Source organism: Mycetohabitans sp. B46 (assembly GCF_037389205.1).
GTDB lineage: Bacteria > Pseudomonadota > Gammaproteobacteria > Burkholderiales > Burkholderiaceae > Mycetohabitans.
Window position 1 is genome coordinate 1 of record NZ_JADBGL010000019.1, and the last position, 19,087, is coordinate 19,087.

Genomic DNA, 19,087 nt, shown 5'->3' on the forward strand with positions numbered 1-19,087 from the left:
CGAAATATTTGTACCCGTTGTAGCGCGGGGTGATCCAGTCGCCGGTGATGAGCATCTCGCGCGCCATTTCCGCGTAGCGTCCCTCGTCGCTCGGAACCAGGTGGCGCCAGTTCAGCTGCAGGAACCATGCGAGCGCGAACAGCAGCACGAGCAGCAGCAGGGCCGCTGGCGACAGCGGCCACGTGCGCGATGGCGTGTTGGCGGCGGCGCTGGGCGGGACGGTCGATGGCGCCGTCGGCCGCATCGGGTCGAGCAAGTCTTGCATCAGCTATCCGTTTTTTAGAGAGTGTGTCGTTGTCTTGGATGCGCGCATGGGCACGCCCGCCTGCCACGGGTCGTGACGCGGCTAGCGGGCCATCGCAGGGTGGCTCGCGCTCATGGTTTTTCGATCAGCAACGCGAGTGCGACCTTGCGTCCCTCAGCCATCAGGATGTTATAGGTGCGGCACGCGGCCTGGAAATCCATCGCCTCAATGCCGATGCGCCGGCGCGACAGTGCCACGGTCAGCCGCGGGTGCGCAAAGCGCAGCCGTGCGCCGGTCCCGAAGATCACGACCTCGATGCCGGATGCGCCGGCGCACTCGACCAGCGCGTCGAAATGCTCGGGCGTGAGCGCATCGAACGAGGACACCGGCCACGGCACGACCGGCGTCTGCGGGAAGACCAGAACGCTGTGCTCGTAGCGTTGCAGATTGACGTCGACATAGTCAGCGCCGTAACCGGTCACGGTATTAAGGGCGCCGGCAAAATCCTGGTGTAATTTCAATGCAGCAGTCCATGTGCGCCCGCTGCATGCGGCAGACGGTGGGCGCGAGTTATGGGACAATGGAAACGACTCGCGAGAGCCTGGCGAGTTCCGCGCGCGGCACGTGCGGCCGCCGCGGGCGAGTTGCCCACGATTGCTTGATGCATTGCGGAACTAAGCCAGAATCCGCTAAATTATACCCTTTGTTGTCCGTTAAGCCCGCTAGATCACGCGAGCGGCGCCGCATCAGCGGGCAGTGCGCGGCCCGGTGCCCCGGCCGCTCTGCGGCGATGGCCGTGTTCCAGCGTGAGTGCCGATTCCCCTTACCGAAGCGTTGGCCGTGAAGCCCATCCTGAAATCGCATAAGCTATCAAACGTCTGCTACGACATACGCGGTCCCGTGCTCGAGGAGGCCAAGCGCCTCGAGGAAGAGGGGCACCGGATCATTAAGCTGAACATCGGCAATCTCGCTGCGTTCGGCTTTGACGCGCCCGATGAGATCATCACCGACATGATCCACAATCTGCCAGAGTCGTCCGGCTATTCGGATTCGAAGGGCGTGTTTGCGGCGCGCAAATCCATCATGCATTACACGCAGCAAAAGGGCATCGTCGGTGTCAAGCTCGATGACATCTTCATTGGCAACGGCGCGTCCGAGTTGATCGTGATGGCGATGCAAGGCCTGCTGAACGACGGCGACGAGGTGCTGTTGCCGGCGCCGGACTACCCGTTGTGGACCGCGGCGGTTAGCTTGTCGGGCGGCACGCCGGTTCACTACCGGTGCGACGAGTACAACGGCTGGCTGCCGGACGTGGATGATGTGCGCGCGAAGATCTCGCCGAATACGCGTGCCATGGTGATCATCAACCCGAACAACCCGACCGGCGCGCTGTACCCGGACGACCTCGTGCGGGCAATGCTCGAGCTTGCGCGCCAGCACCAGCTGATCGTGTTCTCCGACGAGGTCTACGACAAGATTGTCTACGACGGCGGCGTGCACACGTCGGTCGGCGCGCTATCGCAGGATGTGCTCACCATCACGTTCAACAGCTTGTCCAAGAGCTACCGGTCTTGCGGCTACCGGGCCGGCTGGATGGTGGTGTCGGGCGACAAGCGGCATGCGACCGATTATCTGGAGGGGCTCGGTATCCTCGCATCGATGCGGCTGTGCGCGAACGTGCCGGGCCAGTATGCGATCCAGACCGCGCTGGGCGGCTACCAGAGCATCAACGAGTTGATCCAGCCGGGCGGACGCCTGTACAAGCAGCGCGAGCTTGCCTACGACATGCTGAGCGCAATTCCGGGCGTGTCGGTCGTCAGGCCGAAGGCGGCCCTGTACATGTTTCCAAGGCTGGATCCGGCTATCTATCCGGTGCGCGACGACCAGCAACTGATCCTGGAACTGTTGCAGCAGGAGCGGGTGCTGCTGGTGCAGGGCACCGGATTCAATTGGCCTGCCCCTGACCACTTCCGGGTCGTATTCCTGCCCAACGTCGATGATCTGCGCGATTCACTGAGCCGTGTCGCACGGTTTCTCGATGGCTACCGCAAGCGTACGAGCGCGTGAGGCGCGCCACGCGCGTTGCGTCCCTTTTCAATAACCATGACACACGCGGGATGATAGAACCGATCAAAGTAGGACTGTTGGGCTGTGGCACGGTCGGCAGCGGCACGTTCAACGTGTTGCGCCGCAACCAGGAAGAAATCAGCCGCCGGGCCGGCCGCAGGATCGAAATCACGCGCGTCGCGGTGCGCAATCCGGCCAAGGCGCAGCAGGTGCTGGGCGATGCGCTCGACACGGTGGCGCTGACGTCGGATTTTGCCGCTGTGGTCGATGATCCGTCGCTGGACATCATTGCGGAGATGATCGGCGGCACTGGCATCGCCCGTGAACTCGTACTGCGCGCGATCCACAACGGCAAGCATGTGGTGACGGCCAACAAGGCGCTGCTCGCTGTGCATGGCACCGAAATCTTCGAGGCGGCGCGTGCCAAGGGCGTGATGGTCGCGTTTGAAGCCGCGGTGGCCGGCGGCATTCCGATCATCAAGGCGTTGCGCGAGGGCCTGACGGCGAACCGCATCCAGTATATTGCCGGCATCATCAACGGCACCACAAACTTCATCCTGTCTGAGATGCGCGAGCGCGGCCTGGATTTTGCAACCGCGCTGGCCGACGCGCAGCGGCTCGGCTACGCAGAGGCCGACCCGACGTTCGACGTCGAGGGGATTGACGCCGCGCACAAGGCCACGATCATGGCGGCGATCGCATTCGGCGTGCCGGTGCAGTTTGAGCGTGCCCATGTCGAGGGAATCACCCGGCTGGACGCGCTGGACATTCGCTACGCGGAGGAACTGGGCTACCGGATCAAGCTGCTCGGCATTGCGCGGCGCACCACGCAGGGCATTGAGTTACGCGTGCATCCGACACTGATTCCGGCCAAGCGGCTGATTGCGAATGTGCAAGGGGCGATGAACGCGGTCCTGGTCTACGGCGATGCGGTGGGCGCGACGCTGTACTATGGCAAGGGGGCGGGGGCCGAGCCGACGGCGTCGGCCGTGGTCGCCGACCTGGTCGACGTCACGCGGCTGCACACGGCGGACCCCAACAATCGCGTGCCGCACCTGGCATTCCAGCCGGACCGGTTGGCGAACACGCCGATTTTGCCCATCGACGAAGTCACCAGCAGCTACTACTTGCGGTTGCGCGTCGCGGACCAGACCGGCGTGCTAGCCGACATCACGCGCATCCTCGCGACCCTAGGCATCTCGATCGATGCGCTGCTGCAAAAGGAGTCGGAGGACATCGACGTCAGCCAGGCGGGTGAGACCGATGTCATCCTGATCACGCACGAAACGCTGGAGAAGAACATCAATGCGGCGATTGCTCGTATTGAAGCGTTGTCCACAGTGCGCTCGGGCGTGACCCGGCTGCGCATGGAAGCGTTGCACTGACGCCAACGCCAATCGCTTCGGCCCGTGGCCGTAGCGCCAGGAGCATTCTCGGATGAACTACATTTCCACGCGCGGCGCCGGACTCGGCGAGCGCCATGCATTTTCCGACATCCTACTCGGCGGTCTTGCGAAGGATGGTGGCCTGTATTTGCCGGCGCAGTATCCGCGCGTGTCCGACGCCGAGTTGTCCCGCTGGCGTGCGCTGTCATATGCGGACCTGGCGTTCGAGATCCTCGCAAAATTCTGCGACGATATACCGGCCGACGACTTGCGGGCGCTGACGCGGCGTACTTATCGCGCCGACGTGTATTCAAACGTGCGCGACGGCAGCGATGCACAGCGCATCACGCCGCTCAAGACGCTGGGCGTCGAGGGTGGCGCGCCGCTGGCGCTGCTCGAGCTGTCCAACGGCCCGACGCTCGCGTTCAAGGACATGGCGATGCAGTTGCTCGGTAACCTGTTCGAGCACGCGTTGGCGCGCCATGGACAGCAATTGAACATCCTTGGCGCAACGTCCGGCGACACCGGCAGCGCCGCCGAATACGCGATGCGCGGCAAGCGGGGCGTGCGTGTGTTCATGCTGTCACCGCATCGCAAGATGAGCGCGTTCCAGACCGCACAGATGTTTAGCCTGCAGGACCCAAACATTTTCAATGTCGCGGTCGAAGGGGTGTTCGACGATTGCCAAGACATCGTCAAGGCTGTCTCGAACGACCACGCGTTCAAGGCTCGCTATCAAATCGGCACGGTCAACTCGATCAACTGGGCTCGGGTCGTCGCACAGGTGGTCTACTATTTCCGAGGCTATTTCGATGCGACGCGCGGCAACGACCAGCGCGTGTCGTTCACCGTTCCGTCGGGCAACTTCGGCAATATATGCGCCGGCCACATCGCGCGGATGATGGGCTTGCCGATCGATAAGCTGGTGGTCGCCACCAACGAGAACGACGTGCTCGACGAGTTCTTCCGCACCGGTACGTATCGCGTACGCGCCGCGGCTGAAACCTACCAGACGACCAGTCCCAGCATGGACATCTCGAAGGCGTCGAACTTCGAGCGCTTTATCTTCGACTTGCTGGGCCGCGATTCGGCGCGCGTGTTGCAGTTGTTCCGCGATGTCGAGGCCAACGGCGGGTTCGACTTGGCCGCGTCGGGCGATTTTGCCCGCGTGCGCGAGTTCGGTTTCGTGTCGGGTCGCAGCACGCACGCGGATCGGATCGCGACGATCCGCGACGTCCACCGTCGCTACCAGGCGATGATCGACACGCATACGGCGGACGGCGTGAAAGTGGCGCGTGAATACCTGGAGCCGGGGGTGCCGATGATCGTGCTCGAGACCGCGCAGCCGATCAAGTTCGGCGATACGATCCGCGAAGCGCTAGACCAGGATCCTGCGCGTCCGCCAGCCTTTGACGGACTGGAGGCGTTGCCGCAGCGGTTCACCGTGTTGCCGGCCGACGCCGCGCGCGTGAAGGACTTTATTCGCGCGCAAATCGACGGCTAGGCGGCGTGCCGGTGCGGCGCCGCGGCTACCGTGCCGGGGCTACAATACGTCTTTATCTGTCAACTTCCGGCCCGAATCCGATGTCGATTCCGAACAGTACTGCGCCGGTGGCGTGTGCTAGTCAAACGGCTTGCGCCGCCACGGCTACGGGCGCTATCCACCCGCCATGGCTGGCTACGCAGGACGCGCTTGCGCAGTTGCTGGCCGCGGCGCCTCCATTATGCGCGCAGCCCGACGCGGTCGAGACCGTGCCGACGCAGGACGCGCTGAACCGCGTGTTGGCCGCCGACATTCACTCAGCGCTCGATGTGCCACCGGCCGACATCAGTGCGATGGACGGCTACGCGGTGCGGGCCGCCGACGTCGTGGCCGGGCAGCCGATGCGCGTGTCGCAACGCGTGTCAGCTGGGCATGCGCCCGGTGGAGCGCTCCAGGCCGGCACCGCAGCGCGTGTTTTCACCGGTGCGCAACTGCCCGCGGGCGCCGACACAGTAGTGATGCAGGAGCAGGCGCAGGCGCATGGCGAGACGGTCGCGTTCGGCGCGCCGCCGCCAATGGGCGACTGGATCAACCGGCGTGGTTCGGATATCCGCAAGGATGCGGTGATCTTGCCCGCCGGCACACGGTTAACGCCGCAGGCGTTAGGCCTGGCCGCGTCGGTCGGCTGTGCGGCGCTGCCGGTCGCGCGACGGCCGAGAATCGCGATAGGCTTCACCGGCGACGAGTTGACGATGCCGGGCGAGCCGTTGCGTGAAGGCGCGATCTACAATTCGAGTCGGTTCACGCTCGGTGGGCTGCTGGCCGCACTCGGCTGCGACGTGACGGATCTTGGTATCGTGCCGGACCGGCTCGATGCGACGCGCGATGCGTTGCGCGAGGCGGCGCTCGCGCATGACCTGATCCTCACCTGCGGCGGTGTATCGGTGGGCGAGGCGGATCACGTGCGGGCCGCGGTGCAGGCGGAAGGTTCGCTGGACCTATGGCAGATCGCGATGAAGCCGGGCAAGCCGCTTGCATTCGGCACGGTGCGCCGAGCGACAACCACGAGGCCGTCGTGCGCCGGCACGCCGCGCGACGCAACGTTCTTCATCGGCTTGCCGGGTAATCCGGTGTCCAGCTTCGTGACGTTCCTGTTGTTTGTACGCCCGTTTATCCTGCGCCTGGCCGGCATGGGATGCGTCGAGCCTCGTGCGCTGCGCATGCGTGCCGATTTCACGCAAAAGAAGGCGGATCGCCGCAATGAATTCCTGCGCGCGCGGATCAACGAGGCTGGAGGCCTGGACCTGTTCCCAAATCAAAGCTCGGCGGTGCTGACATCGACAGTGTGGGGGGATGGATTGATCGACAATCCCCCTGGGCATGCGATCCAGGCGGGCGAAATGGTGCGTTTCCTGCCATTCTCGACGTTGCTGGCGTAATGGCGTAATGGCGTAGCAGCGCGGCAGTGAGGGCGCGGGGGAAAGCAGGTTTTTCAACGGTCAATGGCAATGAAGATCGAACTGAGGTTTTTTGCAAGTGTGCGCGAGGCAGTCGGCACGGGCGCGGAAACGGTCGACGTACCGGACAGCGTGAACACGGTGGACGACGTGCGCGCCTGGCTGTGCTTGCGCGGTGGCGCGTGGGCAGACGCACTGGCGGACACGCGCCCGCTGCGCATGGCGTGCGACCACGTCATGACCGATCCGTTGACGCGACTGACTGACGGTTGTGAGGTAGCGTTTTTTCCACCCGTCACCGGTGGGTGACGCATCAACGGCCGGGCGGGTACTGCGGAGGATGAGATGACAGTCAGCGTGCAGGCACACGATTTCGACGTGACGACGGAGCTCGCCCGGCTGCGTGCGCGCAATCCACGCATCGGCGCGGTGGTTAGCTTCGTGGGTACTGTGCGCGAGCTGAGCGACGGCGAGTCAATTAGCGCGTTGGAACTCGAGCATTATCCGGGCATGACTGAACGGGCGCTGGAGGCAATTGTTGCCGAAGCCGAGCGCCGCTGGGCAGGCATTGACGTATGCGTGGTGCATCGACACGGGCGGCTTAACGCGGGCGAGCAGATCGTGCTGGTTGCGGTCGCGGCTGCGCATCGCGGCGACGCGTTTGCCGCCTGCGAGTTCGTGATGGACTATCTAAAGTCTAACGCGCCTTTTTGGAAAAAAGAGTGCACCGGGCAAGGCGAGCGCTGGGTCGATGCGCGCGCCACCGACGACGCAGCGCTCGCGCGCTGGGGCATTGCGTCGCACAACGCGGCGAGGAGCCCGCTTGCCGACGATCAGTGAGCGGCGGCACGCCCGCTGCGGCGCGGCGCGATTCGCTCGAGCAGCGCCTTCTGCTCTGGCGGCACCTGATATTGCCAGCCGAAGCGGCCCAACTGCAGGCTTTCCGCGATGCGCAGCGCCGGCTCCATCAGCTTGAGCGCCGCGGCGGGCTCGAACAGGTGCTCGACCGTGTCCAAAAACAGGTACAGCCAGCGGCTGAAGTGCTCGGGCGCGACACCCTTCAATGGTAGGTGGGCCAGTTGCACATTGCCCTTGTAGCGCTTGGCGCCCAGCGCGATGCTGGCCCAGAAGTCGCACATTTTCGCCAGATGCGGGTCCCATGCGTTGCCGATCGCCTGCTCAAAGATCGGTCCCAGCATGTTGTCCGCCCGCACGCGTGCATAGAAGCGGTGGACTAGCAAATGGATGCCTGCTTCGTCCAGGATGGCAAGGCGGCTTGCCGCGGCGTCGGATTCGGGATTGACCATCATGTCGTGTCGTCAGCAAAAGGATCGGATTGCAGCGCGGCAGCGCAGCGGCGCGGCATGCGGCGCTGCGGATCAGCGGATCAGCGGATCAGCGGATCAGCGGATCAGCGGATCAGCGGATCAGCAGCGCAACGCGGCCGGCACCGCATGGCTCGGCGCGCAAACTCGTGCTCGTGGCAGTAAGATACCCGAGGCGGCACGGGGCACGGCGGTAGGGTGCTGCGCCAGCCCTTATTCTGCACCATGGCGCGTAAGCCGGGATACCCGTTATGCGATTGACTGATTTCACCGACTATGCGTTGCGCGTGATCCTGTATCTGGCGGTGCACGACGACGGACTGTCCACGATTCAGCAGATATCCGATGCGTACCAAGTGTCGAAGGGCCATTTGATGAAGGTTGTGCAGCTGCTCGGCGAGCGAGGCTGGATCGACACGGTGCGCGGGCGCAACGGCGGCTTGCGTCTGGCGCCGCACGCCCGGACGCTAACCGTCGGCCAGATCGTGCGTGCCACCGAGAACGATTTTGCGCTGGTCGCCTGCCTGGGGGCCAACGACCGCCATGCGTGCGTCATTGAGCCGTACTGTCAACTCAAGGTTGTGATGGTCGCGGCGCACCAGGCGTTCCTAGCCGAGCTTGACAAGCACACGGTGGCTGAGTTGAGCCAGCCGAGCGCGCCGCTCGCATACGCGCTAGGCTTGATCCCATTGACCCCGGACGCTTGAAAAGCGCCATTCGGACCTCCAGATATGGGGCAACCAAGGATTGGAGGTCTCGATGAGGATCGACAAACTGACCACGAAGTTCCAGGAAGCACTCGCGGACGCACAAAGCCTTGCTGTTGGGCGAGACAACCAATATATCGAGCCGCTGCACGTGCTCGCGGCGCTGCTCGCGCAGCCCGATGGCGCGGCCCGCTCGCTGTTGTCGCGCGCCGGTGTGCATGTGCAGGCGTTGCAGGCCGCGCTTGGTGCGGCGTTGGAAAGGTTGCCGCAGGTGCAGGGCACCGATGGCAATGTGCAAGTGAGCCGCGAGTTGAGCGGCTTGTTGAACCAGGCGGATAAGGAAGCACAGAAGTACAGCGACGCGTATATTGCCAGCGAGATGTTCCTGCTCGCGCTTGCCGATGACAAGGGCGACGCTGGCCGGCTCGCGCGCGAGCATGGCTTGACCCGCAAGGCATTGGAAGCTGCCGTCGCGGCGGTGCGCGGCAATGCGCAGGTCAACAGCCAGGATGCCGAGAGCCAGCGTGAAGCGCTGAAGAAATACACGGTGGATCTGACCGAGCGCGCGCGCGCCAGCAAGCTTGACCCGGTGATCGGCCGCGACGACGAGATCCGCCGCGCGATCCAGATCTTGCAGCGCCGCACGAAGAACAACCCGGTGTTGATCGGCGAGCCGGGCGTAGGCAAGACCGCGATCGTCGAAGGTCTCGCGCAGCGCATCGTCAATGGCGAGGTGCCCGAGACATTGAAAGACAAACGGGTGCTGTCGCTGGACATGGCCGCGCTGTTGGCCGGCGCCAAGTATCGCGGTGAATTCGAAGAGCGGCTTAAGGCGGTGCTCAGCGATATTGCAAAGGACGAGGGCCGCACGATCGTGTTCATCGACGAGATTCACACGATGGTCGGCGCAGGCAAGGCGGAAGGCGCGATCGACGCGGGCAACATGCTCAAGCCAGCGCTCGCGCGCGGTGAGTTGCATTGCATCGGCGCGACGACGCTGGATGAATACCGCCGATATATCGAAAAAGACGCGGCGCTTGAGCGGCGCTTCCAGAAAGTGCTGGTTGATGAGCCGTCGGTCGAGGCGACCATTGCGATTCTGCGTGGGTTGCAGGAAAAGTACGAGCTGCATCACAAGGTCGAGATCACGGATCCGGCCATCGTCGCGGCTGCCGAGCTGTCGCACCGCTATATCACCGACCGTTTCCTGCCGGACAAGGCGATTGATTTGATCGACGAGGCGGCGTCCAAGATCAAGATGGAGATTGACTCGAAGCCCGAGGCGATGGACCGGCTCGACCGTCGGCTGATTCAGTTGAAAATCGAGCGCGAGGCGGTGAAGAAGGAAACCGACGAGGCATCGCAGAAGCGGCTAGGGTTGATCGAGGACGAGATCGCACGGCTCGAGCGCGAATACGCGGATCTCGAGGAGATTTGGACGGCGGAGAAATCCGCCGTGCAGGGCGGTGCGCACTTGAAGGAAGAGATCGACAAGACTCGCGCGGAAATCGTGCGGCTGCAGCGCGAGGGCAAGCTGGACAAGGTTGCCGAGTTGCAGTACGGCACGTTGCCGCAGCTGGAGGCGCAACTGAAGACCGTCACGCAGGCCGAGGCCGGGACGCCCAAGAGCGACAAGCCGCGGTTGCTGCGCACGCAGGTGGGCGCCGAGGAGATTGCCGAGGTCGTATCGCGCGCCACCGGCATCCCGGTCGCGCGGATGATGCAAGGCGAGCGCGAGAAGTTGCTGCAGATCGAGGCGAAGCTGCATGAACGCGTGGTCGGCCAGGATGAGGCGATCAGTGCGGTGGCTGACGCGATTCGCCGTTCGCGGGCGGGTTTGGCCGACCCGAACCGGCCTTATGGCTCGTTCCTGTTCCTCGGCCCGACGGGGGTCGGCAAGACCGAGTTGTGCAAGGCGCTGGCGGCATTCCTGTTCGATGCCGAAGATCACTTGATCCGCATCGACATGAGCGAGTTTATGGAAAAGCACAGCGTCGCGCGGCTGATCGGTGCGCCACCCGGTTATGTTGGCTACGAGGAAGGCGGCTACTTGACCGAGGCCGTGCGGCGCAAGCCGTACAGTGTGATCCTGCTCGATGAGATCGAGAAGGCGCACTCGGACGTGTTCAACGTGCTGCTGCAGGTGCTCGACGACGGCCGCATGACCGATGGCCAGGGCCGTACGGTGGATTTCAAGAACACCGTGATTGTGATGACGTCGAATCTCGGCTCGCAGCAGATCCAGTCGATGGTCGGCGAGCCTCATGCGGCGGTGCGCGATGCGGTCTGGGAAGAGGTCAAGCAGCACTTCCGCCCCGAGTTCCTGAATCGGATCGACGAGGTTGTCGTCTTCCACGGCTTGGATCGTAGCCATATTCGCTCGATCGCGAAGATCCAGCTGCAACGGCTCACCGAGCGCCTGGCGAAGATGGACATGCAACTGGACGTGTCGGATGCGGCACTCGAGCACATCGGCAAGGTCGGCTACGATCCGCTGTTTGGCGCGCGGCCGCTCAAGCGCACGATCCAGCAGGAGATTGAGAATCCGATTGCCAAGCTGATCCTCGGTGGCCGGTTCGGTCCGAAGGATCTGATCCCGGTCGACTTCGAGGACGGCAAGTTCGTGTTCGAACGGGTCGTGCACTGACAGGGCGCCGATGCGCGAGAGCGCAACGGCAGCGCTGGCGCTGTTGCCCGGCGCCAACGCCCAGCCCTGGCCGGGTTTTCAAGCTCGATGGTGCCGGCGCTGTGCAGCATGCAGAAAAGTCCCGATCCGTCCCACACTCAAAACGGCGACAATCGCTCATTCCGAGCGGCTGCCCAGCGCACCGCACGTCAATCCTCCGTTGCCTGACAGGCGCAATGACGCTGCGCCCACCGCTGTGCCGCTGTGCAAGCGGTCCGATTTATTTCCGCATGACCACGCGTTCGTCAGTCTCAAACTAGTCGCCCCATAAGGATAAACTGGTCGTCTCCGAGGAGGCGACGACGCAGCGCGCTGTCGGCCGCGCTGTTCGGCTACCTTGCGGCTGAGGTTGATCATCGGCGGCTAACGAACACTGCTGTGATGGCGGGTGACCCGATGCGGCCGACGCTGGTATCATCTCGTACTGTATATTTATACAGGATTGGATGATGGACGCGATTCCCGCCGGCGGCGTGGACCCGCTCTACTATGTCGCAAACTTTCGTCGCGCTATTGCGTGGTTGAGCGATCGATGCGATGACCTGCTTGACGAGCAAGAACGAGCCTTTATCGACGCGTTCGAGCCGTTGCCGCACGCGTCGCGCGCGCTGCTGGTCCGGATGCTGATGCGCAAAGGACCGTTGTTTCGCACGGACAAGCTGCGTTATGCCGAGATCGGCGAGCCGCTTGCCGCATGCGGGCCATTGATCGCGCGAGGCTGGGTCGAACTTGATCCACCGATGTCGGTTGACGAACTATTCACTGTGGCGACCAAGGCCCAACTCGAGCACCGCTTCGAGACGGCGAAGGCGGCGCGCGGCACGAAGGCGGCGCTGCTTGACGCACTGCGCACCGCGTATCCCGGTGTACAACAGGCGTATTCGGCCTGGTGCCCGAACGGGCCAGCAAAGGTTGTCCGCTTCCTGCTGGGGCCTCTGTGTGAACGGCTTCGATTAATGTTCTTCGGGAACCTGTGGCAGGACTGGTCGGAGTTCGTGCTGGCTGACCTGGGTGTTTTCCGCTACGAAGCCGTGCGCTTGGACGGGTCGTCCCGTGCATTTCAACGGCGTGAAGATGTCGATGCCTACTTCTCGTTGCATGCGTGTCGTCAGGCATTGGACGCGGCGCCTGACGACGCGACGCTGGATGCATTGCTGTCGCAGGCGTGCGCATGTCCGACTGAGAATCCTTGGCTCGGTATGCGTCGCGCCAAAGTATTGTTTCGGATCGGCCAGCACTGCGAACGGCGACGCGATTGGCCGCGCGCGCTGCATGCGTACGAGGTGAGCACATATCCGGAAGCCCGCTATCGGCGAGTGCGCGTGCTCGAGGCGCTCGGCCGCCGCGGCGACGCGTTGATGCTTGCTGCGCAAGTCGTACGGACGCCGGTCAGCGAGGTCGAGGCACAGCGTGCCGCGCGTACCCTTGCGCGGCTACAGCGCGTGCCGCGCGCCGCACGACAGCACTCGCCGCTGCCGATGCAAGCGGCATGTGGCGAGCAGCCATCCGGCCGGCATCGCGTACCTTCACCACAATCTAATTTATCGGCATCGGCATCGGCATCGGCATCGGCATCGGCATCGGCATCGACCCAGACCCAGACCCAGACCCAGACCCAGACCCAGACCCAGACCCAGACCCAGACCCAGACCCAGACCCAGACCCAGACCCAGACACAGACACAGACACAGACACAGACACAGACACAGACACAGACACAGACACAGACACAGACACAGACACAGACACAGACATCGGCAACGCCGATCTCGCGCAGCGACTGGCTCTTGCCCCTGCCCGCCGCGCCGAGGCGGGTCGAGCACGTATTGTGCGCTCACCTGCATCGCCCAGAGGCGCCGGTGTTCTATGTTGAAAATGCATTGATCAACACCTTGTTTGGCCTGTTGTGCTGGCAGGTAATATTCGCACCGATACCCGGCGCGTTCTTTCATCCGTTTCAGCGCGGGCCAGCGGACCTGGACGCGCCGACGTTCGTCGCGCGTCGTCAGGCGCTGTTCGATGCCTGCCTGCAACAGCTCGACGATGGTCGCTATCGACGCACGATCGAGGATAATTTTGTCGCGAAGGCTGGAATCCAATCGCCGTTCGTGGCCTGGGGCGTATTTGACCCCGCATTGTTGACGCTCGCGCTGGACTGCATGCCGGCCGCCCACCTGAAGCTATGGTTCGAGCGGTTGCTGTGGGACGTCTCGCAGAACCGTTCTGGATTTCCGGATTTGGTCCGATTCGTGCCGGCCGTGCGTTCATATGAACTAATCGAGGTGAAAGGGCCCGGCGACCGGTTGCAGGATAATCAGTTGCGCTGGCTCGCCTACGCACACGAAAAGGGGCTGCCGGTCAGCGTCGCGCACGTGCGGTGGCTCGACGACAGGGATAGCATGCCGGCGGCGCCCGCCACACTCGACAATGTGATCTCGGACGGCGTCAGCGCGCCAGCGCAGTGGACGGTGTGATGCGCTATGTGATTGCCGTGCGCGCATTGTGCGAATTCACGGCGAAGCAAGGCGACCTGGACCTGCGGTTCACGCCGTCTCCCAGCGCCGAGGAGGGCAGGATCGGCCATCGCGTCGTTGCGAGCCGCCGCCATGCGGACTACCAAACGGAAATCAGCGTCACGGGCGAGTATCGGGAACTGACGGTGCGCGGTCGCGCGGACGGCTACGATCCGCAACGGGGTCGACTCGAGGAAATCAAGACGTATCGCGGCGAACTGGACGCGATGCCGGACAATCACCGCGCGCTGCATTGGGCGCAGTTGCGGGTGTACGGCTGGCTGTTCTGTCAGCAGGCGCACGTGCCGTCGATCGAACTCGCACTCGTGTATTACGACATCACGACTGGGCACGAAACCGTGCTGACCGAGACGGCAAGTGCCGCTGCGTTGAAAGCGGCGTTCGAGCAGCAATGTGCACGCTTTATTGACTGGGCGGCTCAGGAACGGGCACACCGCACCGCGCGCGATGCAATGCTGCACGGTTTACAGTTGCCTTTCCCAGCGTTTCGTGCTGGCCAGCGCGAGCTTGCCGAGGCGGTCTACCGCGCGGCGCGCGGCGCCCGTGTGCTGCTTGCGCAAGCACCGACGGGTATCGGCAAGACGCTCGGTACGCTGTTTCCGCTGCTCAAGGCCTGTCCGCGAGCATCGATCGACAAAGTGTTTTTTTTGAGCGCGAAGAGTCCGGGGCGGCAACTGGCATTGGATGCGCTGCAGGCCTTGACGCGTGGCGCAGTGGGACCGCGACGGTCAACGGAACCAGCAGGACTAGCAGAGCCAGTAGAGCCAGCAGAATCAGCAGAATCAGCGCGGGCCGGATCCGGGATAGTCGGGTGCACAGGCATCGGCGCGCATGCGCCAAGGCCTGCCTCCGCACTGCCGCTGCGCGTGGTTGAACTGGTCGCGCGCGACAAGGCGTGCGAGTATCCGGGTAATGCGTGTAACGGGCAGGCATGCACGCTCGCGCAAGGCTTCTACGATCGGTTGCCGGCTGCCCGCGAGGCGGCGTTGACAAGTTACTGGCTCGATCGCGGCGCGCTGCGCGAAGTGGGCTTGACCTATCGCGTGTGCCCGTACTATCTGGGCCAGGAATTGGTGCGCTGGGCTGATGTGATTGTCGGCGATTACAACTACTATTTCGACACCGGTGCCCCCCTGTTTGCGTTGACCGTGCAAAATCAGTGGCGGGCCGCTGTACTGGTGGACGAGGCGCACAATTTGCCCGAACGGGCGCGGGCGATGTACTCGGCCACGCTCGAGCAGGGGGAACTGGCCCAACTTGCTCGTGGCGCGCGCGGCACGCTGGGCACCGCACTGCGTCGCTTGCAGCGATGCTGGAACACGCTGAATCGCGCGCAAGCCGAACCGTACCGTGCCGCTGACATGCTACCCGATGCATGGCTATGCGCGCTGCAGCGTGCCGTTGGTGCGATCGGCGAGCATCTGGCCGAGCCACAACTTGTGCCGGACGTGCGACTGGAGCGCTTCTATCTTGATGCGATCCACTTCCTGCGCATCGCTGAGCGTTTCGACGAGCACTGGATGTTCGACGTCACATTGGCCACGCTGGAGGGGGCCGCGGCGCGCGCCACGTGGCGCTCGACGTTGTGCATCCGCAATGTCGTGCCGGCGGCGGCATTGCGCGCGCGTGTGGCGGCAGCCCATTCGATGACGCTTTTTTCCGCGACACTGTGGCCTGCGCGCTTCTACCGCGACCTGCTCGGATTACCGGATGATACTGTCAATGTCGACGTCAACAGTCCGTTCAGCGCAGAGCAACTTGCCGTATACGTGACGCCGTCGATCTCGACCCGCTATCGGGACCGCCAAGCGTCGCTTGGCGCGTTGGTTGAGCGGATTGCTTCGCAGTATGCAGCACTGCCCGGCAACTATCTGTGCTTTTTCAGTAGCTTTGAATATCTGGAACAGGCGGCTGCGCTGTTCAGCGCTACGCATCCGTCGATTCCGGTGTGGCGGCAGGCCCGGGCGATGGACGAGCCGGCACAGCGTGCCTTCATCGCCCGCTTCGAGCCGCATGGCCGCGGCATCGGATTCGCCGTGCTCGGCGGTGCATTTGCCGAGGGCATCGATCTGCCCGGCACGCGGCTGGTTGGCACGTTTATCGCCACGCTTGGAATGCCGCAGATCAATGCGGTAAACGAACAGTTGCGCGAGCGGATGCAGCGGTTGTTCAATGCCGGATTCGACTATACGTATTTATTTCCGGGAGTGCAGAAAGTAGTGCAGGCCGCAGGCCGCGTGATCCGCAGCGAGACGGACCGTGGCGTCGTGCACCTGCTGGATGACCGCTTCATGCGGCGCGACGTGCGTGCGTTGCTGCCACGCTGGTGGAAGGTCGAGCCGGAGGGCCGCCGCTAGGCGGGCAGGCAGCGGCCCGACTACCAGCCGGGCAGCGGGTCGACCATCGCGGCGCAGCGGGTCAACTGCTGGCGGGGCACCAGCCCAACCACCCGCCCGAAGCACCCGCCCGAAACACTTACCTGAAACACCCGTCCGCCGTCCGCTGCGTCACATTTCTTCTGCCCACGACATATTGTCGTGGGCCATCAGCGCGGACGAAGCGGCGGGCCCGTAGGTGCCGGCCGTATAGGTGCGAGGGCGCTCGTCTAGTTCGCGCCAGCCCGCCAGGATCGGCTCGACCCAGGCCCAAGCGGCTTCCAATTCATCGCGGCGCATGAAATGGGTCAGGCGCCCCCGGATCACGTCGATCAGCAGCCGTTCGTAGGCTTCGGCGCGGCGCCCCGTGAACGCTTGCTGCAAGTCCAAGTTCAAATTGACCGGCAGCATGTGCATGCCGCTGCCCGGTTCCTTCGCAAGCATTTGCAACTGGATTGATTCCTCCGGCTGCAGTTGGATGACCAGCCGATTACCGTAGTTGCGCGGCCCGTTCGGGATGATCGAGAAAGGTAAGTCGGCGAAATCAATAACAATTTCAGAACGCCGCTTCGGCATCCGCTTGCCGGTGCGCAGGAAGAACGGTACATTGGCCCAGCGCCAGTTGTTGATGCGCGCGCGCAGTGCGACAAACGTCTCCGTGCGGCTGCCTGGCGGCACGTTGTCTTCCTCGAGATAGCCTTTGACCGGCTCCCCACCGATCGCGCCCGCGGTGTATTGGCCGCGCACCGTGTCGCGGGCGATGTCCGAGACCGTCATCGGACGCAGCGAACGCAACACCTTGAGTTTTTCGTCCCGTACCGCATCGGGATCGAGCGACACGGGCGGCTCCATTGCCACGATGCACAGCAACTGCAGCAGGTGGTTTTGCACCATGTCGCGCAGCGCGCCGGTCTGGTCATAGAAACCGGCCCGGCTGCCGACGCCCACGGTCTCGGCGACCGTGATTTGCACGTTCTTGATGTACGGCGCTTGCCACAGTGGCCCAAAAATCGCGTTGCCAAAGCGCAGCACCATCAGGTTCTGCACGGTCTCCTTGCCCAAATAATGGTCGATCCGGTAGATCTGCGATTCGGCAAAGTGCTGGCCGACCGACGCGTTAATCGCACGTGCCGACGCGAGGTCGTGTCCCAACGGTTTTTCGAGCACGACGCGCGATTGTTCGTTGACTAGCCCGCACGCGGCGAGGTTATCGCAGATCGTCGTGAATAGTTCAGGTGAGGTGGCCAGATAGAACACGCGCTGCGCTTCGGGGCGGGACGTCGCGACGAGGTGGGCGTAGTCGGCTGATGAGCCGACATCGATCCGCACGTAGTCGAACAACGCTAGGAAGCGGTCCCACGCCTGCTTATCCAGCGCACTGCTGTCGACGAACGGCCGTGAGCGCTCGTCGATGAACGCAAGGTACTGGTCGCGCGAGAAGTGCTTGCGGCCGATCGCGATGATCCGGGTATCGGCTGGCAGGTTGCCGTGCAGATGCGCCATGTACAGCGCCGGGAGCAATTTGCGGGCCGACAGATCGCCGCCCCCGCCGAAAATGATCATGTCCAGCATAGAGGCGGATGCGGCGGAGGCCGCGGAAGAAGCCGTGGTTGTCATGATGCGTGCGTGTCGCGGGCCGGTTGAGCAACCCTTATGGTGCATGGTTATTCGGATTTTTGCACGCCCCCGCGCATCGCACGCTCAGCCACGTCGTGCGATCAACTCGCAGACGCGTTGCGCCGCGTCGAGCAGCGGCGCAAGACATGATTGGGTCATCTGAATTGCCGATTGTTGTTGTGCATTGCCGCTGATATTCATCGCGGCGATGATGCGCTGCTGACGGTCACGAATCGGCGCTGACATCGAAATCAGGCCCGTTTCCAACTCCTGGTCAACGATGGACCAGCCTTGTTCGCGCACCTGTGCGATGGCCTGCTTGATCTGGGCCTTGTCGGTCAGCGTGCGCGGCGTGCGTTGCGTAAGCGGTGATGCATCCAGTATCTGGTCGATGCGCTCGTGCGGCAATCCCGACAGCAGCACGCGGCCCATTGACGTGCAATACGCCGGCAGGCGGCTGCCGATCGACAAGTTGATTGTGATGATCGAGTGTGTCGGCACGCGCAGCACGTAGACGATGTCGGTGTGGTCGAGTACTGCGGCCGAGCAGCTTTCGTGGACGGTGGCGGCCAATGATTCGATGACCGGCTCGGCCAGGTTCCAGAACGGCATCGAAGTCAGGTAGGCGAACCCCAGGTCGAGAATCTTTGGTGTGAGCCGGAACAGCCGCCCCTGTGTCTCAACGTAGCCCAGCGTTTGCAGCGTCAGCAGGATGCGCCGTGCTCCTGCGCGCGTCAGGCCGGTGGCGGCCGCAACGTCGGTCAGCGTCTGCTGCGCCCGCGTTGCGTCGAACGAGCGGATCACCGCCAGTCCGCGTGCGAACGACTGCACGTATGAGTCGCCCGGGCGTTCGCCACCGGCGGGTCGTCTGGCGTCAGACTCCGGTCCTTTGGCGGAGACTCTCGGATTCGAGGATGTCGTTTGTTGCATCGTGCGCTCTTGCTTGGGTCTTCGGCGGTGCGAACGCTGACCGACAAGGCCCAGATCAAGCAGGCCATCGCACAGTTGCGCGAACACCGCCGCGATGGGCAGGTGCAACGCGGCGCGTCATGACGCTGGCGGCCACCTACGAATTGCGGCGACGGGCCGGGCGCTTCGCACTTGCGACGATGTGCATCGGCGTTGGCCAGGGCATCGCGATGGCGCTCGAGCGCGTGTGAAGTCGGCGCACTCCAATGTGTCGCAGTGAGCGTGCGGCCCGCCGGCC

15 protein-coding genes and 1 pseudogene are annotated in these 19,087 nt (G+C 63.7%); 11 read left to right on the top strand and 5 right to left on the bottom strand.

Annotation, left to right across the window (positions count from 1 at the left end):
- Both IHE30_RS14685 and IHE30_RS14690 read right to left on the bottom strand, forming a co-directional pair.
- Positions 1–244: pseudogene (locus IHE30_RS14685) on the bottom strand (4-amino-4-deoxy-L-arabinose transferase); the annotation flags it as partial.
- 131 nt (positions 245–375) lie between these two features.
- Positions 376–765, bottom strand: a complete 390-nt coding sequence (locus tag IHE30_RS14690) for an Mth938-like domain-containing protein (RefSeq protein WP_337691696.1) — start codon at positions 763–765, stop codon at positions 376–378.
- A 289-nt stretch (positions 766–1,054) separates the two neighbouring features.
- Here IHE30_RS14690 and IHE30_RS14695 point away from each other — a divergent pair, with 289 nt between their 5' ends.
- The 6 genes from IHE30_RS14695 to IHE30_RS14720 all read left to right on the top strand — a co-directional run bounded on the left by IHE30_RS14695 (position 1,055) and on the right by IHE30_RS14720 (position 7,476).
- Entirely contained in the window at positions 1,055–2,311 is a 1,257-nt protein-coding gene (locus tag IHE30_RS14695) for a pyridoxal phosphate-dependent aminotransferase (protein WP_337691698.1), read from the top strand.
- Between the two features lie 53 nt (positions 2,312–2,364).
- On the top strand, positions 2,365–3,696 hold the full coding sequence (locus tag IHE30_RS14700; RefSeq protein WP_337691728.1) for a homoserine dehydrogenase: 1,332 nt from the start codon (positions 2,365–2,367) through the stop codon (positions 3,694–3,696).
- 52 nt (positions 3,697–3,748) lie between these two features.
- Entirely contained in the window at positions 3,749–5,200 is a 1,452-nt protein-coding gene (thrC, locus tag IHE30_RS14705) for a threonine synthase (RefSeq protein WP_337691699.1), read from the top strand.
- A gap of 11 nt (positions 5,201–5,211) precedes the next feature.
- On the top strand, positions 5,212–6,618 hold the full coding sequence (locus IHE30_RS14710; RefSeq protein ID WP_337691730.1) for a molybdopterin molybdotransferase MoeA: 1,407 nt from the start codon (positions 5,212–5,214) through the stop codon (positions 6,616–6,618).
- A gap of 69 nt (positions 6,619–6,687) precedes the next feature.
- The gene (gene moaD, locus IHE30_RS14715; RefSeq protein ID WP_337691700.1) at positions 6,688–6,945 is read left to right on the top strand and encodes a molybdopterin converting factor subunit 1; all 258 of its coding nucleotides are present in this window, start codon (positions 6,688–6,690) and stop codon (positions 6,943–6,945) included.
- Between the two features lie 36 nt (positions 6,946–6,981).
- Positions 6,982–7,476 carry a molybdenum cofactor biosynthesis protein MoaE gene (locus tag IHE30_RS14720; RefSeq protein ID WP_337691701.1) on the top strand — a complete coding sequence of 165 codons (495 nt, stop codon included), beginning with the start codon at positions 6,982–6,984 and terminating at the stop codon, positions 7,474–7,476.
- Here the strand turns inward: IHE30_RS14720 and IHE30_RS14725 are convergent.
- The gene (locus tag IHE30_RS14725) at positions 7,470–7,943 is read right to left on the bottom strand and encodes a group III truncated hemoglobin (protein ID WP_337691731.1); all 474 of its coding nucleotides are present in this window, start codon (positions 7,941–7,943) and stop codon (positions 7,470–7,472) included. The two genes, IHE30_RS14720 and IHE30_RS14725, sit on opposite strands and share 7 nt — an antisense overlap.
- Before the next feature lie 269 nt (positions 7,944–8,212).
- Between IHE30_RS14725 and IHE30_RS14730 the strand changes: the two genes are divergently transcribed.
- The 4 genes from IHE30_RS14730 to IHE30_RS14745 all read left to right on the top strand — a co-directional run bounded on the left by IHE30_RS14730 (position 8,213) and on the right by IHE30_RS14745 (position 16,245).
- Positions 8,213–8,668, top strand: coding sequence for an RrF2 family transcriptional regulator (locus IHE30_RS14730; protein ID WP_337691703.1), 456 nt, complete (start codon positions 8,213–8,215; stop codon positions 8,666–8,668).
- A gap of 52 nt (positions 8,669–8,720) precedes the next feature.
- Positions 8,721–11,315 (top strand): ATP-dependent chaperone ClpB, encoded by a 2,595-nt coding sequence (gene clpB, locus IHE30_RS14735; protein WP_337691704.1) that lies wholly within the window; start codon positions 8,721–8,723, stop codon positions 11,313–11,315.
- A 488-nt stretch (positions 11,316–11,803) separates the two neighbouring features.
- Positions 11,804–13,828 (top strand): VRR-NUC domain-containing protein, encoded by a 2,025-nt coding sequence (locus IHE30_RS14740; RefSeq protein WP_337691705.1) that lies wholly within the window; start codon positions 11,804–11,806, stop codon positions 13,826–13,828.
- A complete protein-coding gene (locus IHE30_RS14745; RefSeq protein ID WP_337691706.1) occupies positions 13,828–16,245 on the top strand; it encodes an ATP-dependent DNA helicase in 2,418 nt (805 codons plus the stop codon). The genes IHE30_RS14740 and IHE30_RS14745 overlap by 1 nt, the downstream gene beginning before the upstream one ends.
- Before the next feature lie 150 nt (positions 16,246–16,395).
- Here IHE30_RS14745 and zwf read toward each other — a convergent pair whose 3' ends face one another.
- Positions 16,396–17,880, bottom strand: a complete 1,485-nt coding sequence (gene zwf / locus IHE30_RS14750; protein ID WP_337691707.1) for a glucose-6-phosphate dehydrogenase — start codon at positions 17,878–17,880, stop codon at positions 16,396–16,398.
- Positions 17,881–17,964: 84 nt separating this feature from the next.
- On the bottom strand, positions 17,965–18,810 hold the full coding sequence (locus IHE30_RS14755; protein WP_337691708.1) for an IclR family transcriptional regulator: 846 nt from the start codon (positions 18,808–18,810) through the stop codon (positions 17,965–17,967).
- Here IHE30_RS14755 and IHE30_RS14760 point away from each other — a divergent pair.
- Positions 18,805–18,933 (top strand): hypothetical protein, encoded by a 129-nt coding sequence (locus tag IHE30_RS14760; protein WP_337691710.1) that lies wholly within the window; start codon positions 18,805–18,807, stop codon positions 18,931–18,933. The genes IHE30_RS14755 and IHE30_RS14760 overlap by 6 nt on opposite strands.
- Positions 18,934–19,087 lie beyond the last annotated feature (154 nt).